The following is a 24,296-nucleotide window of genomic DNA, read 5'->3' as shown; positions in this document are numbered from 1 at the left end:
ATTATTTGAGCCGACACTTTACTTCCTTTTTTCATTTTGCGACTTTGGCATTCTTGATGAAGCTGCTCAGTTGAAAAGACATCAGCGCGAGCTTTCAATGATTTGGCGGCTTTAATTTCTTTAGCACTTGGAGCTAAGATGGTCGTTTTCAACGCATTACCTTGATTGGTCTGAAGATGAAGCGTTGCTTCAAGCTTCTTTCGGGTAATTTTAAGATTTAACTCAATTAAACGTTTAGCAGCATTGATCTCCTCTAACGAAGGCTCTAATAAAGGTTTTTTTAGACGACTCTTGTTGGTTTGAAGATACACAGTTGCAAAAATATCCTGTTCGGAAAATTTACTTCTTTGAAGCTGAATAAGATGAAGTCCAGCGACCTCTTGATCATTTGTCGGGGTGATCTGAAGCTGTTTAAATTGCTCACGAAGAAGCGTCCTATCCTTTGTGCTCTTGGCACTCCTGGCGTGTAAGTCTTCGATGATTTTGATAGCTTTTTCTTCTGGATGAGCAATCATACGCTTGTGAGCTTTGCGTTGATCCTTCTCAGGCAATGTACTCCATGAAGCACTTCCTTCTCTTAGAATTTCGCTTATTCTTGGCTCGTCCATTTCCTTTGCTAAAGCTCCTGATGTGCCTTGAAGATATAGAGACATACGGTTTACATCGTCCAATGTTTTAGTAGTAGACATCGCGAAAACAACAAGCAATAGACCAAATGCCAGACTCTTTAAATTATTCATCATCATTTTTCTCCTCATTCCCCAGCTTGTTTTTTGCTGATCGCTTTATTGAAATATCGAAGAGCCCTTATTGTGTCTTTAGGAACAATATTTGACCACTCTTGTATATAGGCTTCTTCTTGTTGATCATATACTTTTGCCAATTTTAACAATACCCGCGCGTTTCCAATTTCTTGAACAGGGGTATAAGTCCCATCACCCATTCGCGCATTAATAGAGAGTATCGGCCATAAATGTTGCGGGTTGGTCGCCATTTTTTCACGATAGGCAGCAATGATTCTTTCCACAGTTTCTGGCGCAATCGGATTTTGCGTAAGATCAATGTGAAGAAGTGTGGGAGGGTTAGCAGATAATAAGTTGATTAATCTGTTAATGAATACATTTTGAAGTCCTTCCTCGAATTTAATCTGATTCCAAGAAAGATCACAAATCGCTAATTGCGGACTCCTACCTATTGCCACCAATAGATCACTAAAATTGTCATCCGAAAAGATATTATGACTTAAATTAAGGGCTCTGATCTCTCTTTGTTGGTCTAAGCCGAGCTCTAATCCTTCAAGGAAACTCCTTGTTTCGCCCCCCGCCTGTCCAATTTGATTGTGTGAATAATCAATCGCTTGGAGCGTGCTTAAGTCCTCGATAATGTCTTGATAAGTTCCTGCAATTAAGCCCAAACGGTTTTGAGCTAATGACAATACCGTAAGGGCATTAAACCGACGAAGGGTTCTTAAAACTGTCTGATGAGATACTACTTCCATATCAACGCGTTCTCTAAATGCTCCAGCTAATTTGAGGTTTCTTAAAGCAGCTGAATTTAAAACATGCCTTAAAATGAGCTCGACATCAGAATGCCTCTCAAGTGCGCGATCAGTTAGGTCAATTGTTGTCCAAGATCTGTGACGTCCATGCCTAAGCACGAGCATTTGATCAGCTAAATTACAGTAAGGACTATTTTTTAAGAACCATACCCTTTTAACTTTTGCTGGGGGATCCCCAACGCCGTCAAAGGCATCTTTTATTGCTTGAATATCACTAAAAGAAAACGGTTTTGGCAGATCATCTGGCTGATCAAAACTGGCATTTGCATTTAGTACGTCTGAAGCTTTTGGCCCTTTTAAATCCTTGGGGGATAAACCACTAAAACAAAATGAAAGCTTCGGGGTATCTCCTCCTTCTCTTTGAACATATCGGCATCGTGTCCTGAGCCCTAGATTAATATCCCATAAACCAGGATTCGCAAATTTATTGCCTTTAAGATCTAGGATAGAAAACTTAGACAAATTTTTTGTGCTTTTGAGTAATTGGTCTATAAGCCCATCCTTTCCTAATACACCATCATCTAAATCATTAAATGATAAGATTAAGCGCTTTAGCGGGCGTGATTTTTTCACAAGCGTTTGGGTCAAAAGATCCAAGTCTGCGTTCGTGAGATGCATGAACCGGATGCTTAAAGTTTGAAGGTCACTGCAGGCTGCTAAATCTAGGATTTCTAGGATTGTTGTCAGAACAAGTTTTCTGGCTGCATCATCTCTTAGATTTCTGATGGCAAAATCGAGATGCTTACATGAGGCAGGACTTCCACCCCATGCATTCAATAAACCTCTAAGGTTACCAAGATTTACATTGGCATCCCCAAACAAATGAAATCCGTAAGCTTTTCTATGGGGACCATCAGGTTGTCCGGGCAGTTGATCCTTTAATCGGATGAGCTTCTCAACATTTGGGCAATCTTGAAGGATAATTTGAGTTACCGATGACTGTATAATAGGCAATATGGTAGCTAATACCGGTTCTGGTGCTTGATCAAGTGAGGATGCGCCTTGTCGAGAAAAACATACTGTATTTTCTTCAACACGATCATCGGGTAATGAAAAGGGATAGTTATTGTATTCTGCACATTGTCTATAGACTGTCTTTAGGTCTGGCTCTTTTAATTTTAAAGCGACCCCCTGGCCATCCTCCATGTATAAGAAAGGGCAAATAGTGGTAAGTTGCTCTTCACTTAACGAACTTCTAAAACCCTCGTCACCATGGTCACCTGAATCGTCATCTGAATCCATCCCCATGAGGGGAATTGAACTTAAGAATATGGCTGCCAATAAGGCAATACATTTAACTTTTTTCATAACAATTTCCTTTCCTAGTATGATGAACCTATAACTGCTATTCAGATTTAGGCAGTATGGATCTCATATTTTTTGCCGTCAAAGCAACATCTTGTCCTTTGTTAAAGGTTATTATCAGGGGAGTGATCGAATTTATCAATCCCGTAGTAACACGGGGTACACAGTGTCTTGTGTTCATGGGCTCAATTTATAAGGTTTGCTGATAGGTTCCATGAACGCCAATCTTTTTGCGACGTGTCCGCAGAAGTCCATTACGATATTGCACAAAATATGTCTTGCGGCCTGTTGGATAGACCTTTACAGCAAAACCCTTGATCTCAGAATCCCAAACAAGTACTTCTACACTCTTATCTAGCTTAATGCTTTCAACAACCCGCTTGGTTAGCTTCTTGCCGTCTTGCATATCTTCCTCCTGTTCGCTGGTCATAATAAATTATAGATCCGGCAGCAATAGAAATCGATTTAATGCGATTTATTGTTGATTAATGAGAGGTTATTTTTAAAAAAGTGTCCTATTTTCATACGTTTATAGATCTATGGGGAAGCGCTGATAAGATAAGTCCTACTGTATGTAAACAGTAGGTTGCGGGTTCGACTCCTGCAGCCGGCACCATTGTTTCCTTAGCTCTTGAGGAAACAGCTCTCCATACTGAAATTTAATTATCACCAAATTATCACCACAAGAATCGATTTCGAGAGGCATTTGAGGGTAAGCTTTAGTAAATTCAAAAACGGGCCAAATCCATAATGACCACGTATTTATAAAAAACAAACAAAATAAGCTAGTTAAATTAACAAACTACTTGAATTTGTATTTTGATATACTTATATGCATATAGAAAAGTGGTTATAAAACCCCCTCAACTCATTTGAAATTGGAAAAATTATGAACAAATATTTTATGCTAGCAGCATTGTCATTTGGTATATTAGCATCGCCTATTACAATCGCTATGGACGAAGAAGAACCCATGAGTGATCTTCACCAGAAGAAAAGCGCCGTCACCAAAAGAACGGAAAGGTCTTCTGATCTTACTAATGAAGATGAAATGCCTGCTCAAGATTTGCCACCCAAAAAAGATTCTTGGTATGTAAATAATATTGCATATCAATCTGGGCTTCATTTTGAAAACGATGAAGAAATGCTACAGGTGCTTATTCAAAAGCAAGTCGCCAAGAATGCCAAAGGAGAGAAAGCAAGACAGAGAAACCAATCTAAGAAGCAGAAGTCTGGTGATCCCTCTCAAATTGAGGATAGATCTAAGCAGAGTGAGGCAAGAGCAAAGAGACTTCAAAAAAGACAACATAAAATTGCTGTATCACAAGAACAAGTCAATGAAAATAATCCAATGCCTCAAGGACAAAAAAGGGATAGAGCAGAAAAAACGCCTTTGAGTCTTGAAGGCAAGAGAGGACTGCCAATTTTTGATTGGGGAAGGGACATTAGCTCTGACCCGAGTGATGATGGTTCTAACTCGGCTGATTCTAATGATTCAACAAACTGCGCGGGTACTAAATTTCCCAAATGGGATTTAGAAAATATTGATTATGAAGGTATCTTCGGCAGGACGCCTGTTAAGATAAATGACTTTTGTACGAATGACCCCTTTGACTATTTGATGAGGCTTGTTGACGAACAGTTCAACCCTAATCCCATAACTTCTATGCCACCTCCGATGCTCGTTCCTGATTTGTCCGAAAAGCAGGCTCCTCAGCCTAAGATGCCGAGGGTCGTGGTCGTTCAACCAGTAAAAACAAGGGCAGAAGACTGTATAGAGAAATTACAAAGTCAGCTTCGTGAACCTACAAAAATGAACCCTACCGATTGGAGAAGGGAGAAATTATATTATGAATCTCATTTTTATCACGAGTTTAAAGATATTCATGAATTTGTGATACGTTGGGCACAAAGACTTAAAGAGTGCATAGAAATGGCCCAAAGAAACGATGGAAATATTGCACATCTTCAACAACGAATACAGTTATTGAAAAAAAGGGAAAGCTTCAAACCCGCTAAGAAAATGATAAGTCAAGCAGCTACTCGATTTAAACAATATGACGATATGCGAACATTTAGCGTAGATAGAGTCCCAGTTTACGAAACCTCTGCCCATAGGAATAAAACTGTCGGATTTGAAATACCAGAAACTCTATCAAATGATGGAGCTTTGCTTTGCCTTAATTTTCTTAAAGAAAGTTCCAAAAAGGCCTTTGACAAAACGCCTGAAAATTATCGGTATCATGATGCTCTCCAAGCTAAGAGCCAATTTTACGCAGAGTTATATGAGATGTGCCAAGAGTCCATCTTTGAGTTTAATAAAATAGTAAAAGGGCGTAAATTTAACGGATAAGTGCCCTTTTGAAAGCTACTTTTGTAGAGCATGGTGAGGAGGCCGAGGGATTCTCACCATGATCGGAAAAAATGTCAAAAATATAAAGAATATAGAGAAAATGAATATGAACAAACATGTAAAAATATTGATCACATATTTAGGAGTGACCCTCAGCTTAGCTTCACCCCAAACGACTCAAGGGATGGATTATAATAACTATGAGGATTATGAGCAGCTTGTGGATTTAAATGGGCTTGGGTCTAGCTCTTCTGATGATGACGCAGACAAAAGGAGTCGCTCAGACCATTCTTACTATTCTGATAATGAGTCTTCAGAAAGTGCCACATCGCCACATAAGCGCGCTAAAGTTGAAAACAACGATGAAGCTATTCAGGAGAAAACCTGTGGGATTCCACTGATGCAACCATTACAACTCGTTCAACCAATGAATCAACAGCTAGATACTAAATTACCTTGGTCTTTCATACAGAGTCGAATTATACAGCCAGCGGTTGTCGCCTCCTGGGAACGAAAAGAACAGTATGATTGTCTTCTTAATCTTCGACTGACTTGCAAGAGAATGATTCAATCTGTTGATTTCATTCAATTATTGTGGCTTGCGAAAAAGTACGGCATCGTTTCAAGAGAGGGAATAGATAGGCTTCGTCTATTTTTAACAGGCCAGTTGCATTGTAGGCCGGATCCCACAACAAAGGGGATATTCTATAAATTATCAAACCTGGTAAATCCGGTGGAAGATACGATTCCATTAAGACCCACCGATCGTATGGGTAATTTTGTGTGCTTTATGACGGGTCTTCGAAAAGGGCCAATAGATCCAGCTATAAGGAAACTCGAGATAAAGATAACCCTCTGGGATCTGTTCAACAGGAATGAAGACGGGACTGCGACATATTTAGAATCTCTCAGAGAATATTGGAATCAAAATAAAACCAGGATGCCGTTCCTGATTACCTGGACCGGAAGCGACTTCAACGATTTAGACTTAAAGCATTATCTTCTGGCTGCGCCAGAAGATGTTTCAAGGAGAACTGTGAAAGATAATTTTTGCGAACCACTGCCGTACCGCCGGTACGCTCCCATTGCACAAATGGTGGGCGACGATGTAAACGAAGTCAACTTGATGATGAATATTCAAGAGGGCATCTTATTCATCTGTGGGGATTATTCATTGACTTTTGGTCATGGTACAGACCATAAGCCTCAGAAATAAGTGGCATCATGTTCAGAGGCTGGGCGGAATGCTATGTTGCTGAGAATTGCCGAAACCTAAGAGTGCTGAAACTGGGATGTAGGTTCGAGATGACGGAGGAGCTTATTGAAAAATTAGTTTCCCTGAGACCCTCGATGTGTATTGAATAAGAGTTTTAAAATCAGTTCGTGTCCAATCATAGCTCCAAGGAATCTCTTTGGGGCTATTTTTATAGGGCTCTTGAAGCCCATCAATATATACTTTGGCACAATCTTACGCTGTTTTCCGGGGGTGATCGATGAAAACAAATTCATTGCCTGTTTATTAACTTAACTTTAGCGAGCACCCGTCATGGCTTCCTTTTTTGCTTGTTCCGGCTGATGGCTGCATGCCCGCAATCGGCTAGACATTTCGCTTTTTCGGCAGATATAGTGGCCATCATTCTTGAATAGGAATCCCTCTTATTCGCTGGCATTATATGGATATTAGGATATTCCTTCTGTATTCTGGCGAGCAGTGGTTCCTGTTTAGAATGAAACATTTTTTCACAATTGTGGGTACAATCAGAGTGCTCTGCTTCAATTTTGTGATCTTGAAGGGCCAGATACAATTGATGGGAATACGACTCAGCGAATCCTTCATCGAGGATTAATTCATCATCTGACCCCATGGTTTGCTCTATGGTTCCGCTTAGGCAGCTCAATAAAGCCATGAAAGAAATTAACCGAATACTGTACTTAACCATGCTTCATCATCCTTATAGACTGGTCCTATGGGCAGATTTCTTGGGTTACCTCCTTTAGGCACCCTAGTTATAATCTTCCCACAGAAAGGTGAACATATCGTTAAGGGGTCGCGTGCTTGGCTAAACCCTTCTTTGCCCCCTCAACGGGTGTGTGAGGACGAGGTGAATGTTGAGCAAGGAGGGACATCCATACCAAGTTGTCTGATCCTGATGTTTTAAAACTCCTCCTTCTTCCAGAATTTCGAACGGAACCAACGTTTTCAAAAGTTGTTGCACTTGTAGAATCCCGTTATGAGGTTGCACCGCGTGGTATTCATGTGGAGGGACAAGTGTCAAAATACGGATTACCCATGTGTATGAACCCTGAAACCGTTGCGTATACGATGAGACTTAGCCCGGGTAAAACCGTCTTGGAATTAGCCGGTGCTGATGGATCTCTTGCCACGCTATTTGCCTTTGCGGGGGCGAAGCGTTCACTTTTGTTGGATTTTAACCCAAAGGAGGTTGCTCTATTTGAGCAGAGAAAAGCATCACTTCCTGAGGTGGCAGATCAACTGGAATCTGTCTGCTGTAGTGTTTTTGATATTTTAAAAGAACGTCCAGACTTATTAGAATATCAGTTGATACGCAACTGCACGACCTTGCCCATATCGTTGAATCATTTTGTATTCAAGTAGTGTATTTAAAGCGTAAATCAGACCTCTACGTCTTAAACCCGTTAGCTCTATGATTTTCCCAGTAGTTAAACGAATTTCAGGTTGTTCTTTAAAGCAAGTGAGAATTTTTTGTGCAGCCTCGGAAAGTTTTTTTTCAGCTGCAAATTTTTGTTTAGCTATTTGAATGCCCTCAACCGCTTCGAGGAGAACTTTGATCATAAACTTTACAAAATACTGAATCTTATATTCTTTAGGGTTCTGGCGGTACTGTCCTTCTGAGCACCTATTTAATACAGCATAATAATCTTCTTTGTGTTTCTCAATATAGCGATCAATGGCAAGGTATCTGGAGACTGTGGAAATAACATTTGATGGTGATTGCAATAAGGTCAGCAAAAATAGTCCTCTTCCCATCCTCCCATTTCCGTCTTGGAATGGGTGAATTGCCAAAAAGCGATAGACAAACTCTGAGGCAGCCACAACAGTCCAAGGTGAAAGGGGTGAAATTTCATTGTACCATTCTACCAAGTCTTTCATCGCAGATGCTGTTATAGGGCCTGCATCGGCTGTTAGGAACACAATGCGACTTTCTCCTATTTGATTATTGTGCGCCCTAACTGAATTAGATTGTATTTTGTAACTACCTGCGTAGGGGAGGGCTTTTTGGTAATCCCTCATTAAAATATGATGGAGACTACGAAGCTCAATTTCTGTAAGGGGTACTAAGTCCTTGTATTGTTCATAAATATAAAGAAGCATAGCTCGACACCCTGCGACTTCTTCGATACTTCTTTCTCTATCTTTTGAGAGCTTATCCTCTATCAAAGTGCGATTCTGATCTAATGCAGTCGTTTTACCGTCTTCCGATAGTATTGTATCCAACCAACTCACTTCTGAGTCAGTTAGTTGGGCGTTTTCTATTCGAGTTGACGCGCCAACCATGCTAATACGGGCGTATCGATGAAGAGCTTGGCGTTCTTCATCTGAAGAGTTTTGCAAAGTTATATAAGCCTCAGCATAAGCATTATCTAATTGATTTAATGCTTTAACAAGCTGCGGCGTGAGGTCAAATGAGTGTTCCATGCCCCTATTGTGCAGAATTGTGCAGAATTGTGCAATATTTTTATTCTTGAATTTGCACAATTCTGCACATTGAAGCAGTAGGCTATTGAAAAAACTAAAATTATAAAAGCTTCCAGAAATGCTTCGCTCTATGCTTTTGATTTTAGGAATTTTTCTTTATATGGCGTTCCCGGCGGGATTACCGCACAAGTGCGTTGCTTCAGCCCGACCCCACGGCCTCAAGATTAGGAATCAAGAGGGTAAGGGGGTGTTGGAGTTTGCAAATAACACCATAAAAACAATAAGATAGTTGGTCTTTTGTGCTGTTAAATATCCATCTCCAAAACCCATTGTCACCAAATTGTCACCTGAAGGATATAATTTGGGTGCACAAAAAGAATGTGTTAATATTTCATATTAAAAGAAAAGAGGGCTGTCATGAAAAAACCATTTTTACACATTGTATTGCCCCTTGTTGTTTGTTTAATCATAAATCCTGCAGTTGGGAGCGATATTCGGCCCCTTGACAATTATAGGACTCTGTACAATCTTACGGATACTTTTGGCGGAAAGTTTTGGCGCAAGGAAATTATTTCAGAAGTAGAATTAAGAGAGGTAATGAAGCGCATACAAATTAAAGATGATATTGACATTAATAAAGCTGTATTTAGACCCGAGCAATTTAACAAGATGCTCGAAGAACAATGTACAAAAATGAATCAAGGCGCCTTTCTCTATTTCGCATCTTTGTGTAAGGCCATCTATGAGAAGTCCGATGATAGGGATAGGATTCTGGTTTTTGAGATTTTTAAGCACGTGAGTCTAGAAATTCGAGATACATTTATTAGAATTCAAAGAAAAAAAGATAACAAATTATGCAATTCTGAACTCGACTGGGAGAAGGGCTTCATGAGTGACTCATGGGAAAAAGGTCCACCCACTGAAATTTTTGGACAGTTAATTGGTACTTTAGACGTTGGTGGAGTATTTTCAGATGAACGTCCAGCAACGCCTGTTTTACCTTGTGAATGGTTTTGTGATAAAAGCATCCTAGATCGTGTGACAAATACCCTACAGGAGGAGTTAAGGAAGGGTGCTACGCCTATCCAGCCAGAGACAGTTAAGGGTAGCCTATTATTTTTACGCAAGGTTGAAGAGGAACAAAAAACCAATATTTCTTCAAGGATTACTGCAAAACCCCAAGGTTTTCAAAAATCATATGAAGAAATAGTAACAAAAATGAGTGGGGAACGATTTTTAAGGTTTGCGATGACTTGTATGGGAATGTATGAAGAATTATGTGAAACCCATGAAAAAATTGCCCTATATATATTGTTTCTTTCAGTGAGTAAAAAGGAAAAAGAGTTTCTTCGACTTAGAAAAGTGACCCGTCGGCTAGCTGAAATAAGAGAGGATGCCTATCCTGCAGATACGACCAAATAAAGGGTGTTGTTCTTTGATTATGAAGAGGAACGACAAACAATTGCTAATGTGTCTTTTCCCATTTTGTATTAAACTAATTACATTTAAAGGACAAAACGATAAACCGATCAGCGAGGAAATAAGATGTTTCAGAGAATTTTATTTATGTTTTTCGTATTAATAAACCTAAATGCAGTTTTATCAATGGATGATGTTGGGGAAAAGGCCTTCGAACGACATACCAAGTTGTCTGATCCTGATGTTTTAAAACCCCTCCTTCTTCCAGAATTTCGTATGGAACCAACGTTTTCCAAAGTTGTTGCGCTTGTAGAGTCCCGTTATGAGGTTGCACCGCGTGGTATTCATCCTGATGGAAATGAGTCAAAATATGGAATACTCATGTGTATGAACCCTGAAACCGTTGCGTATACGATGAGACTTAGCCCGGGTAAAACCGTCTTGGAATTAGCCGGTGCTGATGGATCTCTTGCCACGCTATTTGCCTTTGCGGGGGCGAAGCGTTCACTTTTGTTGGATTTTAACCCAAAGGAGGTTGCTCTATTTGAGCAGAGAAAAGCATCACTTCCTGAGGTGGCAGATCAACTGGAATCTGTCTGCTGTAGTGTTTTTGATATTTTAAAAGAACGTCCAGACTTAATTTCTCAAGTTGATATTATTTATGCGGGTAATTTCTTGCATTTTTTCACTGACAAGGAACAGAATTTCCTATTTTCAATTATAAAATCACTTTTGAAACCGAAGGGTCGCATTATCTTTACAACAAATGGGCTGCGATATCCGACATGTGTACAAACCCCCTTCCTAACTCGAAGGACGGTTTCTTATCTTTTCATTCAAAGTAATCAAGAAGAAGTCAGCTTGCCTTTAAAAAGGGTTCAATTAAGTGACGAAGAATGTAGTGAGGATCTGGATCCGAAGGAGTATCAAAAACTTAGGATTTATATGAGGCATCCAAATATGATGACGAGAGTGGGATCAGAACTTAAGAACAATTGGGTTGCCATGCCTGAAGCAAAGCAGTTGCAAGATGTGCAGATCCGAAAAAAGATTGATGCCATCCTAAAAGAAGAAAAGAAACTTTTGAGGACGATAACTTTTGGCTCTATCTTCTTTCATAAATCGACTTCGCGTATATACTCACCTGAAGCTCTTGGCAAACTTGTATCAGATCATGGTTTTGAGAATCCATTAGCATTTCATATCGGCAAAAATGGACATATATTACTTGAGGTAACACCTAATGATCTCGGTGATTCAGCGGGAGTCATTGCCGTCTATAATCCGCCCCCAGACTTATAAGCCTGGCGAGATACCGAAGGCGGATGGCGTTCCCGGCGGGATTACCACCCTTACGGGCGTTGCATCAGCCCGACCCCACAGGTGGGTTCTCACCCTCGAAGGTCACTTTATAAACAAAAATCTATAAGCTCAAGAGACGCTGCGCTTGAACTCTTGACTTTATAGATTTTTCTTTATTTGGCGTTCCCGGCGGGATTACCACCCTTACGGGCGTTGCTTCAGCCCGACCCCACAGGTGGGTTCTCATCCCCCGAGGGTCACTTTATAAACAAAAATCCCCAAACTCAAGAGACGCTTCGCTCTATGCTCTTGATTTTACGGATTTTTATTTATATGGCGTTCCCGGCGGGATTCGAACCCACGGCCTCAAGATTAGGAATCTTGCGCTCTATCCTGCTGAGCTACGGGAACATTGGCCTCTGTGATCTTAGCACGAGAGCGCGCATGCGAATAGCATATCCCCTTTATAAGAGAAACTTGCTTATCAAACAAGAATTATGAAGTAAGGAGACTATCCTTCCCGATTCCAAGACATTCTTGCCAGGAATTGGCGTAAGTAGTCAGTGCCAAAGATTCCCTCATAGGCTATGCCCATACCTGCCAAGAGAGTGATGGCAAGGAACGCTGAGTTTACAAGAGTCCCAAGAAGTGTTGCAACTGTAACAGTACCGCCAATGGCGATCAGGATTTGTTGAGTGATCTCGAGGTGTTGACCTGCGATCAGCTTAGATCTTGGACGCCTTACGGGAAGGCCTATTTTTTCCCAGGCCTGCATGCCGCCTTCAACTAACATAATGTATTCATAGTTTTCAGCCGCAAGGAGCAACGTTGCCTCGTTTGCCTTGGATCCGGATCCACTAATGACATAAATTGTTGGGGATTCCGGGTAAGTCGTATTGATCTTCTGAATAACGTCTTTCGCAAAGAAGAATTCTATAGGAAACGAGAGGGCGTTTTGGATGTGACCTTCATCAAATTCATCTTGTGTGCGGACATCGACAAGGACGACGTTGTGTCCCATCTTGATCCGCCGATATAAATCCATAGGTATAATTGTTTTTATCGTCATGACTATTCCTCATCTAAAACAACTTTCTTCTATTTTAGAAGAGAATCTCTTAAATATTCGTAAATTTAGAGCTTAATAAGTCAATGAATGTTTCTTAAATAAATTCCCTGTCGTATAAAAGTTAAGTTACTAAATAGCCGAAACGAGGCAAAAGACAGAGAATATGAGGATGACAGCCCAAGTTAAGGAGGCTCCAAGGAGTCGATAAATCGAGGGTCCTTCCGTTTTTCGAAGGCCAACGATGTGAAGAACGCGCGCAATAACAAGGATGACGCCCAAGGTGTGGATCATCCAACTCTGCCCGCCAATAAGCTCACTCAAGAACATGAGAAAAAGAGCGAAGGGAACATATTCGGAGAAATTCCCATGAATGCGAATAGCTTTGAGCAAGTCTAAGTGTCCCCCATGGCCAAGACCAACTTGATACTTAACGCGCAGCAATGTGACTTGAGCTGATAAATAAATGTAGAGGAGACCAAAAATTCCAGAAAATAGGATGCTCGCGTGTAATGCCATGTCATAACCCCCCTCAAGTGGCGTGGGTAACTTATTCCCTTAATATCCCATCATAAGCGGGAAGGGGAGATAAGTTCAAGTGGGGCCAAGAGAAATGGTCACGCATTTGATAAGACCCTTGACGGCTTAAGGGGGAAAAGGATAGAACTTGAAGGTATGTGGCGGGTGTAGCTCAGTTGGTTAGAGCGCCAGGTTGTGGTCCTGGATGCCGCCGGTTCAAATCCGGTCACTCGCCCCATTATCCCTTTCAGTTTCCTTTGATAGAATGAACTGGTGGGTTGACATATACCCCCCCTCACAATCCAAACACTGCCCTCAAGGTAATAGCAGAACGGTAGAAAATAAGAAGCCATAATATCTGCTCATTCATGATCGAACCTCCCAAAATATCGTCAAGGGTGCGATTCCTTTTCTTTAAGGAGGTCATGGCGTAGAGCGCTCGTTTGTTGTCTGTTTTTACCGTTTCATAGCTCAAAGGAATCTGGGAGGCGAGAACGCTTGTGAAGCTGAGGTTCCATAGGACGAATAAAGACAATGCAGTGACAAAAAAGCTAAAGAATGTGGTCAAAAATGGAGAGGGATATGTCAGGCACAATCCTGCAACTCCCCACAACATCATGGCAACTAAATGAATCTTATTGTTCTTTAGTACGTTTTGAGAATGGGGGAGCATATAGAGATAAGAAAGCACGTAGGCAATAGATACGCCCAGATAATAGATGCCGGTATCTCGGATGATTCGAAAGGCCTCCTCAGGGGTAGCCGCGTAACCAAGCCAGTCGTGATTGAGGAAATTCATGAGTGATTCTCCTGCAAAACAGTTGACATGAGGGGAGAAATGGCTTGATCCAGATGGGCAGGTACAACGAGTTGAGTTGACGGGGTGATATCCCCTAAAAGCTCAATTAAATCTCCCCGAGCAAGGGCAATACATCCGGCTGTGGGTGTTTGGTCATCGTTGAGCAAATGGATGAAGATCGCGCTTCCTTTCGGCGCAATAACGGGATCATCATTATAGCCAATGACAATCAATATATCATACACATGGTCTTCCCGCCAAAGGATCTCATGATTGCCGGCATAAGGGGTTTTGATGAGTTGGTTATACAAAGGGTCCGTAGGGTCGTCGCACCAGCCGTCTATGGGCGTGAGACTCACCATGGGTAAATCACAGGCAAAGGGGCGAATCCGATCGGGGCGATAGAAAACTTGCCGTAAGGGAAATATGCCAATGGGGGTGGCACCATCGCCTTCAACCTTGGTCGCTCGAATCCCCCCGCGGCCTGTACGACAGTCAAAGATTTTGCCGTCACGCTCAAGGGTTGTGGGAGAGGTGAGGGTGAGAAGGTCACCGGACAGCATCATGATCTCTTAATCCTCACCATGATCTTTAGAGAAGGCTGGAACGCCATCAAATACATTGAGTTTCTCAAGATGCGTCCAGCGATGGTGTGGCGTGATACGCTCTAGGAGGTCGTATATTCTGGCGTCATCTACATCAGATCCGTCGTGGCTCATAAAACGGCACCGGAAGAGATCGGCCGGGTCGAGTTTTGGGCCCGATGCGGGGTATACCTTGACACCACGGCAGGAAATGCCTTTGAGGGTGAAAGCCGTATCAGCAGCTGTTCGCTCAAGAGTTTGACCAAGCTCATCAGCAGTCAACGCTGACTCAATAAATACATCGATGCCGCTGACGGACCGTGTCTCGACTTTGACAAAGTCAGGGGCGTTAGAGATATGGGGAATTTTAAGGGCTTTATGTTCGCGCACCTTATAGCCGGGGTACGTTTTGCCTAAGTTATCAATAACCTTTTGGGTGAATTCGGTTGTGGAGGCAGCGCCTTTGTCGCCAATGGCATCGCGGGTAAGGACCTTGTCGATGGCAAAGGTTCGGAACAGGGCCTGCTCGATTTGGCTGGCGGCATTAAACTCCTTCAAGTGGCGCAGCATCATCACGCCCGAGAGTAGAACGGCTGTGGGGTTGATGTTGTTTTTGCCAGCATATTTGGGAGCCGAGCCATGTACTGCCTCAAAGATCGCATAATTATCCCCAATATTGGCTCCTGGCGCAAAGCCAAGGCCCCCAATGAGGGCAGAACCAAGGTCGCTTAAAATATCTCCATTCATGTTGGTGGTCACAATGACATCAAAATTCTCAGGGGTCTTCACCATTTGGTGGGCGCAGTTGTCAATGATGATATGGTAGGCTTCAATATCAGGATATTCTTTAGCAACGTCTTCAAAGGTTCGCTTCATGAGCCCTTCTGTGAGCTTCATAATGTTGGCTTTTGTGGCACATTGAACTTTCTTGCGCCCCTCAGAACGGGCAAATTCAAAGGCGAGGCGGACTATCTTTTCACACCCCTTTCGTGAGATCAGCTTGAGGCATTGGGCGGTACCAGGCGTTTGCATATGTTCAATGCCGGCATAAAGGTCTTCCACATTCTCGCGGACAATCACTAAGTCGATACCACGACCGGAGTAGGGGGTGATGACGCCCGGGATCTCTTGGATGGGACGGATATTGCCGTAGGTTTCAAACATCTTGCGTAACGTGACGTTAGCGCTCTTTTCACCAAATCCAACGGGTGTTTCCAACGGACCTTTGAGAGCGACTTTATTGCGTAGGATGGAGTCAATCGTTTCTTGCGGAACGCCTGTGGACAAGCCTTTCTTAAAGACTTCTGCGCCAGCCTCGACGACCTCCCAGTCAATTTTAACGCCAGTGGCATCAATGATTTTGCGGGTGGCGCCCACAACTTCAGGGCCAATACCATCGCCTTCAATGAGGGTTATTTTGTGGGCTGTCATGAGGTGTCTACTCGCTTATAAGTGTGTTGATATATCATAAATTATAAGCGCTTTTCAGTTTAGGGCAAGTCTTTGTTGGGGGAGTTGGTTTTACTTATCCTCGTATCTAGATTTTAAGATGAATAAACACGAAAATATGGTTTATAAAACTATTTCAAAAGTCATATCTATTGCTTGTCATTTATTAGAAACTTCTTTACGTTGCAATTAAGATTCTGTATATACTTTCAAAGAAGAATTGTTGTTATCAAGTAAGAACAAATCGAAAAACAGACCTTCATTTAAATGTGTAGTCGATTATAAATTGCACCCACAACTTTAAAGAATTTATTTAGGATACCTATTATGAACATAAAAATACTTTCCCTTGCTTTTGTGAGTTTCATCGCCTTTCAAAATGGAACTCAATGCATAGACCTGAACAATTTGAATGGCACCCCCCCATCGACAACAAACATGGTGCCATCAAGGGCGAAAGCGCCTTTATCTGTACAAAAAGAAAGTCCTAAACAAATCCCTGAGATAGGGGAGAGGAAAGGTCAACCTGCTGCGGTTCAAGCTGCTGCGGTTCAAGCTGCTGCATTTCAACCTGCTGCGGTTCGACATGGACCTAAACTTCATCCACGAGCCCCCCAGCAGCTCGCCCGGAAAGCGCCTCCCAGTGAACAGGAAAGATTAGCCTTATTGCTTGAACAAATATCGAATGTTGCGGGTGATGACTTGGATCAAGAGGTTCTTGCTCAAATTGCTGCTCTTGAAGAGAGCATATCCCTTAATGAGAAGCTAGAATTTCAAAGGGTTTTGGAAGCTTCAGCGGGTGCTAAACCCCCTGTAGACTATAAAGTCAATAATAGCCCCGTGGTTGACATGGTCCCGTTAGAGGTTCACCAAGAACAAAGCCTAGAGGCCATTACTTTTGCGGTTCGCAGAGCCCAGGCTGAATTGCGGGAAGTTCATATATTTTTGGGAGCTGGCCCGTATGAAGACCATGTGGCAGCGATGTTGGTTGAAGAAGGAAAACGTGAACAAACAGACCCCAGAAAAAAAGTTGCCATTCCTTTCAAATGTCCTGTTCGAATATATGTTGCAGAGCATACAACGATTCCTAAGGGGCAAGTTTGCAACATGGATTCGCTAATTGAAACGCCCGTTTTGATTGGTAATTTTAATGATGTTAGCCATTGGGATCTAATCTTGAAAGCGATGTTCCCAAAAGAGATAATTCCTCAAGAGAATTATGATGGCGTCTATTTACAAAACATTAGAATGTTTGCTGGATGTGTCGATAAAATATATTTTGATACTTGCGCTTCTAACTGTGCTGACTGGAAAACAGATATAATGAGCAGAATATCCCGCTTGTTAAAACCAACTGGCGCAATCTATCTTCAAGATAAGCCTTTGGCAAGTCAATCCAAGCATCCTAACTTTAAAAAGGTGGATGGCAATGAGTTTTGTGATGGGTGGCAAGTTTTTGATAAGCATTTTGATGGTTCCAATACAACCCACTTTTCTGAAGCAAACAGAGAAATGGCAGGCAATTATCAATTCGAGGCTTGTAACAATGGGGGGATGCATCCAGATATTGGACTACAACATCGGGGTTGGGGTGAAAGAAATATAGAATTCATTAAAGCATCCCCAGTTTTAAAATAGGTTCTTGAGGGGTTTGTTTAGTTTACATACAGGATTAGGCAACCCCCCTTACGAGAAATTAAATACCAATTGATCTTTAAATCTCTATTTGTGATATTGAATTGTTAAATGTCAAAATTTAAGGGTTCAAAAATGCTGAAAAAAATTTCTTTGGTGCTGTCCCTTTTATCACTTTCCTTTGTCGGTAATGCTATGGACGCTTTTGAGCCAGACTGGCAGCCAGAACTCCCTGAAGAACGGAAATTTGATTCACTTGCGGGACTCAATCTGAATTCGCCATACGTTCGTCTTTCTTTAAGGAAGTATGATGCGAGCTGTGGAGAAAATCCCCGCAAGTTGGCCTTGGGAGCTGGGCATATTAAGGATGTCAACGCCCTTCATCCAGCCTACCAGTCAACAGGGAGTAATTGCCTCACCGGAGACTATGACGGTGGGTATGACTTCCAACGATATGAGGGTTGGTACACGGCCAGTGCCGAAATCGATAATCCCTTTGGTTCAGATATAGTGCTCAATTTAAAAATGCCCCATCATCAAGCCGTTCTATTTCCTGAAAATCGACCTAACTTCTGGGATGTTGTTTGGGATGCAAGCTATCATCCAGGAGTTTTATCTTCCTCAGGACTTATCGCGAATATTGGAAAGGCTCTTAAACCGGGAGGGGCATTTGTTTTCACGTTAATACTAACGTGTACTGATGGATTATGGCAGCCTGGACATTATCCTGGAAATAATACAGAAGGCTGTTTTGGCTATAAGTTAATGTATCAAGGGCAGTTGCAATTTAAGACGATTCCAGAACTTGAACACTATATGTGTGAACAGATGGGGCCACTAGGATTTAGGGATGTAAGGGTACATACCGCTCCTATGTATGAAACGATAATAGGATTTGTAGGGATTGACGCAGCACAGAAATTGACTGAAGACACAATTCGGATCCTTGAGGCTCAATCGAAAGAGATGACAAGACAAGCTAAAGAAAAATTGAAAGCTACAGAAGCCGTGAAGATTGACCCTCTGTTCCTGCATGCAGGTCTTGGAAGTTATTATGTTATTGCGTGGAAGTAAATTTTTTTGCATTTACAACAGATTTTGGGGATTGCATGTCCTGCGGATGAGATGTTTACAACTCAAGCTTCATTGTGTGCACACCAATTTTATCTGTCTCTTCAAAAGTGCCACCCTCTTTGAGAAGCGTCACAATATGTGAGATCCAGGGATTGGTTTGTAGGGGAGCGACAGATAAAGTCACGACGGGCATTTTCTCCGCTTGAAAATACGCTTCAATGTCCGTCTTGGCATAGGCCCCTAAAACACGAGGGCCATTGAGGGTTTCATATACGAGGGGTCCTCCCGAACACCCCTCTGAGGGCATCCGTTGCTGCGGATGGCATTTAACAATCGTATCCTTATCAACTTGAATTTCTCGATCGGATGTATCTTCAAAACTCTCAACATTCGTTTCAAGGGTCTGATGGAACGTTTCAAAGGTGACTGAAGATTTTAGGAAAGTGTTTATAGCTGGCCCTTCCTTCCCATTATCTTTGAGGCTCGCAAAAGTTTTGCATGATTTACGCTCTACGATAAGCTCAGCTTTTGTCGAAACATTTGGACCATACATGTTTCCATACCCAACCAAGGTGCATTCAAGGAGTTCTTCATAGACTAAGGAGGGGCCATCATACAGTTCAATGATGTCAAGCGGTGTATCGGTCGGAAGAAGGGTGGTCACGCAAACACAAATATCCGTCATATCCAGTGGGTCTTCCTGAGTCATAAAGTCTATTGGAAAGTACACGCTCTCAATAGGATAAGGTTTCAGGAGAGATTTCTCTGGCTCAGCCTCAAAACTTACCGAACCAGTAAAGGGTGCTCCTGCGATCGCGTGTTCAAAGTTATGGACAGCACTCAAGAGAATAGCCCGTTTTCCAGCGGTACTAGGGATAACGCCAATACAAGAACAGGACCCACTTAAATAGGTCTTCGTTTGTTCTTCCTCCTTGTAATCAACTGAAATATAGCCACAAAAGCGGTGGTGTTCTTTTGTCTCAACAAGGGATTCCATCCCGAGTGTTGAAAATGTAAGTATTGAAAATAAAAATGTATTGTAAACAACGGATTTCATGAGTGCCTCTTTTGTTAATTATGGTATGTATATAATTAATATTTTCTAATTATCAAGGGTAAAATGAGTTTGTTAGTCAGTATGGGTTATTAAGAAATAAATAATAAAAAAATCAATATTTTTAGATAACTAATTATGTCATTGCGAGGAGCGAAAGCGACGTGGCAATTCATGTATTCAATGTTCCTATCAACGAATTCTGCATCATAAAAACAAATACATGGATTGCCGCGTCGTACGCCTGCGCCTTTGGCTCCGTCTTATCTCCTCGCAATGACGCGGATTTGTTTATTTCATTTACATTCTATGAGCGTAGCCCTTTCGAAAAGGCTACTGATTCACCACAAGCTTGTTGGGTGAAGCGGTTGCTGTTAAATTATTTAAAGTAACTAGCGGCTTCGGCACCGACATCAAGAGGCTCACCTGAGAGGAAAGGGTTTCTGGGGCGGCACTTGTGTGGAAATCAACGCTTCCTTTGTTTTCCGAATTATTCAATAATTTATACTTATAAAGCTCTTGGGCGACTTTTGTAGCAATGTGGTCCGCTGGATCAATGTAATCAACGGCATCTGGCAGAACATGACGAATGGTATCAGAAATCCACGGGTAATGTGTGCACCCATAAATCAAAGTATTCAAGTCCTTGTTTTTAAATTCAGCTAAGTATTCATTGGTAAATCTAAGTAATTCTGGCCCAAATATGTGTCCAGCTTCAATCAAGGGGACAAATCGAGGGCAGCTGATGGAGACGATATCCCCTTGAAAGCCTGATTTTCTCAAGATATTTTCATGCATGCGGCTGGCAACCGAGGTAGGGGTTGCGATGATGCCAATGCGCGCATCCGCGTGGTTTTTCAGAATCGTCTCTACCATGGGGTAGATCGTGCCGATAACGGGGATTGTGTAGTCGTTCGAGACGAGATCAAGAGCCGTGGCTGAGCTGGTATGGCAAGCCGCAACCACAAGCTTGGCGCCAACCTCATCTTGCATCCAGGTCAAGGTATGGCGAGCGTAGTCAATGATCTGCGCGGGCGTCTTTTCTCCATAGGGAAGGTTCGCGGTATCCGCAAAATAAACAAAATGCTCATGGGGCAGGGCGCGTTGCAGTTGTTTGAGGACGGTGAGACCACCGATGCCACTATCAAATATACCAATTGGCCTTGTATCGACCATTATTCGTTATCCACTTATGTTTGTGTTTATATATCGTGTCCAATGGAACTTTACTCTATTTTGAACACCTGTGAGAAGATCATAGGAAACGTTGTCAGTGAATGCTGCCACTTCTTCAATGGGAAGATCGTTACCCCATAAGATCACAGGATCCCCGACCTTTGCTTCGGGGCAGGGGCGCAAATCAACGGCAATCATATCCATAGAGACACGCCCGACAAGCTTGCAGCGAGTGTTGTTCACTAAAATGGGGGTTCCGTCGCGCGCCGTGCGGGGATAGCCGTCTCCATATCCGAAGGCGATAATGCCGACAGGCATGTCTTCGGGGCAGGTGTACCGGGCCCCATAGCCGACGGGGGAGCCCTTTGACATTTTTTTTATGCCGATAAGGCTGGTTTGTAAAGTCATAACCGGTTTCAAGTTGAGCTCAGCGGCGGACTTTCCTTGAATCGGGGAGGCGCCATAAAGGGCAATTCCAGGGCGCACAAAGTGGTGGTGGCTTTCTGGATATTGGAAAACGCCGGCGGAGTTGCAAATGCTATACTCTGTGGGCTCTGTCTTAGAGACCCTTTCAATAAAGCTATTAAAGGCTTGAATTTGTTGTAGATTTAAGGGGTTAGCTGCATCATCTGCGCATGCCATATGGGACATGATGCGGATGGGTTGGGCAATTTGCCGGCTTTTTGAGAGTTGCTCATAAAATCCAGGCGCCTTCGCGATGTCAAAACCTAAGCGCCCCATACCGGAGTCGATTTTCAGCCAGGCTTGAATGGGCAAGGGGCAAGAAAGATTGCTGAGCCACTGAAGCTGCATTTCCTCATGAAACACCACATGAAAGCCCTCGGTAGAGGCAACAAGCAACTCATTGGGCTCAAATACCCCTTCGGCGAGGATAATGGGGATCTGGACGCCGATCTTTCGTAAAATTAGCGCTTCATCAATGGAGGCAACGCCCAGCATATCTACATGTTTTTCCAGGCGAGACGACACGGAGCGAAGGCCATGTCCATAGGCATTGGCTTTGACCATCCCAATCACTTTGGATTTGGGGGCTTGTTCCCGAATAACCTTGAGGTTATGGAGCAAATTTTCTGTGGATAAAATGGCGACGGCGGTACGGCTCATGATCGAGGGATGACGTCCTATAAATATGTGACTCTCTTCTTTTATTTCTATAGAAACAGGGAGCTTTATTCAAGATGATTTAGAGTATTGGGGGCTGATCTTAAAGGAAAACTGTCGATAAAGTGCCGTGAAGGGCTATAAATTAAAATTTACCCCCGGTATCGCCGGGGGTATATCGTTTAAAATGTTAGAATGTGGTATAATGATTTTAAAAATTGTTGTTATTCAATGTATTCGAAAAAATATCATGATTTTTTCCAGGTGTAATTGAAAACCGAACTTCTTTAAACATATCTACATATCTTTTCCCATTCAAATGTTCTGGAGCTTCCCCCAGGACGTCAAGATACAGTTGTGATACGATGTTGGGGTCGTTTTCAAATACACCACACCCAAGCGCAGCCGCACAAACTCCATCGCACCCAGAATTTATGGCTAATTGGAATAAGGGCCTTATTTTGTCTCTCATCTGATTTTGATACTCTTCTGTTTGTTGATACTTTTCCTTTGTGACGCCTCTAGGGAGTTCACATTCTTCTCCAAAACGCCCTTTAAAGGCTTCGTTCAAATTTGGGGCGGCCAAGGTTACAAAATCAACTACGACAGAGCTTTCTAAGGGTACGTAAGTTTTAGGATTCCGAAATATGTGCACATTTGGCGAATGAATACCATTCGTATGGGGTAGACCATAAAACGCGAGCTGTTCTCTTGACAAATTCTGATCTTGAGGTGGAGCATTGTACCAAGATTTTCGGGCAAATAAGATTGCTGGTAATGTTGAAGGTCGACAGCAGGCCTCTTCCTGGGCTGTTCTCCCGTTCCAATATCCACCACCTGGTCTAAAACGATCTCCACAGTTTAAGACGACAACCTTTTTGCAGGCATCTTTCATGTTTATGACACTTGTAATGGTATCCTCAGCTACAACTTTGACAACCGCTGGTTTCGAAGGACTCCGGGAGACTTTTCCACCCATTGAAATTGCTTCTTGTAAGGTTATGCGCTGCGAATAGCTTATGGAGTCATCAATCCGCAGAGCTGTTCTGGTTAAAGAGTTTTTAAATATAGACTGGTTACACTCACGGATAAATTTGTTGTAATCCTCAACAGATTCATATGAATTTCTGAGCCTAAATCTATCATCTGTCACCTTTACGGATGTTCTTATCCCTTTGGATACGGATCTTGTCATTCGTGGTGACTCGATATCAGAGTATGATGCGTCCTCTTGGAGATTTAAGTTGTTGAAATTATTGGACTCATTTTCTTTCAGTAAACCTGAGCAATAGTCTCTAATAGCGTTGGCTTGCACCCGCAAAATAATACCTTTTTCTCTCAAGTCAAAGATTTTACTGAAGAGATTGCTCGCATTGGCTTGATTAATGATTGGGTATCTTGAGAAGAGTTCCTTGATCGCTCGCTTTTGTGTAGGTACAAGACGATTACCAGTATTTAATAGGGATTCTTCTCCTTTTTCCCTTAGAAACATTTTAAAATTTGGGCGCACTCCATTGGTTGGATGATTGCTATTTTTTGGAGAGTCGTCATCAGAGTCTGAAGACTCTGGTGGCGGTGGCCTGACACGGGTTGTACTTCTTGTGACGGCCGAAGACTTTACGGGTGTTATATTGTCCTCATCAGAGTCTGAGGAGTCGGGTGGTGGACCCTTTAATTTCCAACGATTGTTATTATCATGACTGGCATATCCAGAATTGTTCCTTGCACTATCGTATGTAGCCTTCGGGTTTGTTGAAGGAGCGGAAGATGGCGGTGATTTCTGCATAACGGCAGGCACTTTTTTCCCGCTTGAGGCTCGCTCCAGGTTATTAGGGGTGCGATTGGCTGGTAAGTTGCCATCCAAATTGTTTAAATCTATGCCGTACGAGTTGTTTCCAAAAAGTATGGTTGCCGTTAAAGTCATGGCTAAAAATCTTAGTTTCATTAAATGAATTCCTTTATTAGATGGGACAATAATTAAAGTTGAAAAAAGTGAACGAATAATCTTTCAGTAAATATGTGATATCCTAAGTAATTATATAGTTATTGGCGTTCTTTTATAATTGTCATGTTATCTATATGGGGTCTATAATTTAAAATGCAACAATTTGTTTCATAAAAATTAAATTAATAAATGAGCATATGGTGGATTGAAAATTAGAGACTTAATGAACTGTCTTTGAGGCTTGTGGTGCATCTAGG

General features: G+C 42.3%; 22 protein-coding genes and 2 tRNA genes. 9 read left to right on the top strand and 15 right to left on the bottom strand.

Going from position 1 to position 24,296, the window contains the following annotated elements:
* The 3 genes from K2Y18_10160 to K2Y18_10150 all read right to left on the bottom strand — a co-directional run.
* Positions 1 to 746, bottom strand: a 746-nt coding sequence (locus K2Y18_10160) for a hypothetical protein (protein MBX9806091.1), incomplete at its 3' end; no start/stop codon positions are given.
* A gap of 8 nt (positions 747 to 754) precedes the next feature.
* The gene (locus K2Y18_10155) at positions 755 to 2,866 is read right to left on the bottom strand and encodes a hypothetical protein (protein MBX9806090.1); all 2,112 of its coding nucleotides are present in this window, start codon (positions 2,864 to 2,866) and stop codon (positions 755 to 757) included.
* A gap of 187 nt (positions 2,867 to 3,053) precedes the next feature.
* Positions 3,054 to 3,293 (bottom strand): Arm DNA-binding domain-containing protein, encoded by a 240-nt coding sequence (locus K2Y18_10150; GenBank protein MBX9806089.1) that lies wholly within the window; start codon positions 3,291 to 3,293, stop codon positions 3,054 to 3,056.
* 459 nt (positions 3,294 to 3,752) lie between these two features.
* Between K2Y18_10150 and K2Y18_10145 the strand changes: the two genes are divergently transcribed.
* Together K2Y18_10145 and K2Y18_10140 are read left to right on the top strand one after the other, a co-directional pair.
* Complete coding sequence (locus K2Y18_10145; GenBank protein ID MBX9806088.1) at positions 3,753 to 5,216, top strand: hypothetical protein; 1,464 nt, start codon at positions 3,753 to 3,755, stop codon at positions 5,214 to 5,216.
* Between the two features lie 58 nt (positions 5,217 to 5,274).
* Positions 5,275 to 6,432: a hypothetical protein gene (locus K2Y18_10140; protein ID MBX9806087.1), complete on the top strand. Its 1,158-nt coding sequence runs from the start codon at positions 5,275 to 5,277 to the stop codon at positions 6,430 to 6,432.
* A gap of 328 nt (positions 6,433 to 6,760) precedes the next feature.
* On the opposite strand, the gene K2Y18_10135 is transcribed toward K2Y18_10140, so the two are convergent.
* A complete protein-coding gene (locus K2Y18_10135) occupies positions 6,761 to 7,156 on the bottom strand; it encodes a hypothetical protein (protein MBX9806086.1) in 396 nt (131 codons plus the stop codon).
* A gap of 197 nt (positions 7,157 to 7,353) precedes the next feature.
* On the opposite strand from K2Y18_10135, the gene K2Y18_10130 reads away from it, so the two are divergent.
* Positions 7,354 to 7,833 carry a hypothetical protein gene (locus tag K2Y18_10130; protein MBX9806085.1) on the top strand — a complete coding sequence of 160 codons (480 nt, stop codon included), beginning with the start codon at positions 7,354 to 7,356 and terminating at the stop codon, positions 7,831 to 7,833.
* Here K2Y18_10130 and K2Y18_10125 read toward each other — a convergent pair.
* The gene (locus K2Y18_10125) at positions 7,765 to 8,895 is read right to left on the bottom strand and encodes a Fic family protein (GenBank protein MBX9806084.1); all 1,131 of its coding nucleotides are present in this window, start codon (positions 8,893 to 8,895) and stop codon (positions 7,765 to 7,767) included. The genes K2Y18_10130 and K2Y18_10125 overlap by 69 nt on opposite strands.
* Positions 8,896 to 9,312: 417 nt before the next feature.
* Between K2Y18_10125 and K2Y18_10120 the strand changes: the two genes are divergently transcribed.
* The 3 genes from K2Y18_10120 (at position 9,313) to K2Y18_10110 (ending at position 11,743) form a co-directional block, all read left to right on the top strand.
* Positions 9,313 to 10,317 (top strand): hypothetical protein, encoded by a 1,005-nt coding sequence (locus K2Y18_10120; GenBank protein MBX9806083.1) that lies wholly within the window; start codon positions 9,313 to 9,315, stop codon positions 10,315 to 10,317.
* 144 nt (positions 10,318 to 10,461) lie between these two features.
* Positions 10,462 to 11,616, top strand: coding sequence for a class I SAM-dependent methyltransferase (locus K2Y18_10115; GenBank protein MBX9806082.1), 1,155 nt, complete (start codon positions 10,462 to 10,464; stop codon positions 11,614 to 11,616).
* Positions 11,585 to 11,743, top strand: a complete 159-nt coding sequence (locus tag K2Y18_10110; protein ID MBX9806081.1) for a hypothetical protein — start codon at positions 11,585 to 11,587, stop codon at positions 11,741 to 11,743. Before K2Y18_10115 ends, K2Y18_10110 begins: the two co-directional genes overlap by 32 nt.
* Before the next feature lie 207 nt (positions 11,744 to 11,950).
* On the opposite strand, the gene K2Y18_10105 is transcribed toward K2Y18_10110, so the two are convergent.
* From K2Y18_10105 to K2Y18_10095, 3 genes are all read right to left on the bottom strand, one after another.
* Positions 11,951 to 12,027 (bottom strand) — tRNA-Arg (locus K2Y18_10105).
* Positions 12,028 to 12,127: 100 nt separating this feature from the next.
* Complete coding sequence (locus K2Y18_10100) at positions 12,128 to 12,685, bottom strand: rhodanese-like domain-containing protein (GenBank protein MBX9806080.1); 558 nt, start codon at positions 12,683 to 12,685, stop codon at positions 12,128 to 12,130.
* A gap of 129 nt (positions 12,686 to 12,814) precedes the next feature.
* Entirely contained in the window at positions 12,815 to 13,201 is a 387-nt protein-coding gene (locus tag K2Y18_10095) for an MAPEG family protein (protein MBX9806079.1), read from the bottom strand.
* Between the two features lie 161 nt (positions 13,202 to 13,362).
* Between K2Y18_10095 and K2Y18_10090 the strand changes: the two genes are divergently transcribed.
* A tRNA-His gene (locus K2Y18_10090) sits at positions 13,363 to 13,439 on the top strand.
* Between the two features lie 57 nt (positions 13,440 to 13,496).
* On the opposite strand, the gene K2Y18_10085 is transcribed toward K2Y18_10090, so the two are convergent.
* From K2Y18_10085 to K2Y18_10075, 3 genes are read right to left on the bottom strand one after another with little or no spacing between them, the layout of a single operon-like run.
* Positions 13,497 to 14,000, bottom strand: coding sequence for a hypothetical protein (locus K2Y18_10085; GenBank protein ID MBX9806078.1), 504 nt, complete (start codon positions 13,998 to 14,000; stop codon positions 13,497 to 13,499).
* Positions 13,997 to 14,563 (bottom strand): L,D-transpeptidase family protein, encoded by a 567-nt coding sequence (locus K2Y18_10080; protein MBX9806077.1) that lies wholly within the window; start codon positions 14,561 to 14,563, stop codon positions 13,997 to 13,999. Before K2Y18_10080 ends, K2Y18_10085 begins: the two co-directional genes overlap by 4 nt.
* A 9-nt stretch (positions 14,564 to 14,572) precedes the next feature.
* Positions 14,573 to 16,015: an NADP-dependent isocitrate dehydrogenase gene (locus K2Y18_10075; GenBank protein MBX9806076.1), complete on the bottom strand. Its 1,443-nt coding sequence runs from the start codon at positions 16,013 to 16,015 to the stop codon at positions 14,573 to 14,575.
* 345 nt (positions 16,016 to 16,360) lie between these two features.
* Here K2Y18_10075 and K2Y18_10070 point away from each other — a divergent pair, with 345 nt between their 5' ends.
* Together K2Y18_10070 and K2Y18_10065 are read left to right on the top strand one after the other, a co-directional pair.
* On the top strand, positions 16,361 to 17,671 hold the full coding sequence (locus K2Y18_10070; GenBank protein ID MBX9806075.1) for a hypothetical protein: 1,311 nt from the start codon (positions 16,361 to 16,363) through the stop codon (positions 17,669 to 17,671).
* Between the two features lie 132 nt (positions 17,672 to 17,803).
* The gene (locus K2Y18_10065) at positions 17,804 to 18,742 is read left to right on the top strand and encodes a hypothetical protein (GenBank protein ID MBX9806074.1); all 939 of its coding nucleotides are present in this window, start codon (positions 17,804 to 17,806) and stop codon (positions 18,740 to 18,742) included.
* A 55-nt stretch (positions 18,743 to 18,797) separates the two neighbouring features.
* On the opposite strand, the gene K2Y18_10060 is transcribed toward K2Y18_10065, so the two are convergent.
* From K2Y18_10060 to K2Y18_10045, 4 genes are all read right to left on the bottom strand, one after another.
* The gene (locus K2Y18_10060) at positions 18,798 to 19,799 is read right to left on the bottom strand and encodes a hypothetical protein (protein ID MBX9806073.1); all 1,002 of its coding nucleotides are present in this window, start codon (positions 19,797 to 19,799) and stop codon (positions 18,798 to 18,800) included.
* Between the two features lie 330 nt (positions 19,800 to 20,129).
* Complete coding sequence (murI, locus tag K2Y18_10055; protein ID MBX9806072.1) at positions 20,130 to 20,972, bottom strand: glutamate racemase; 843 nt, start codon at positions 20,970 to 20,972, stop codon at positions 20,130 to 20,132.
* Positions 20,973 to 20,978: 6 nt separating this feature from the next.
* On the bottom strand, positions 20,979 to 22,097 hold the full coding sequence (gene alr / locus K2Y18_10050; protein MBX9806071.1) for an alanine racemase: 1,119 nt from the start codon (positions 22,095 to 22,097) through the stop codon (positions 20,979 to 20,981).
* A 208-nt stretch (positions 22,098 to 22,305) separates the two neighbouring features.
* Complete coding sequence (locus K2Y18_10045; GenBank protein ID MBX9806070.1) at positions 22,306 to 24,039, bottom strand: TIGR02452 family protein; 1,734 nt, start codon at positions 24,037 to 24,039, stop codon at positions 22,306 to 22,308.
* Positions 24,040 to 24,296 lie beyond the last annotated feature (257 nt).

This window comes from Alphaproteobacteria bacterium (genome assembly GCA_019746225.1).
Lineage (GTDB): Bacteria > Pseudomonadota > Alphaproteobacteria > Paracaedibacterales > VGCI01 > VGCI01.
The sequence above is the reverse complement of the archived record's forward strand: the minus strand, read 5'-3'. Positions and strand labels throughout refer to the sequence as shown.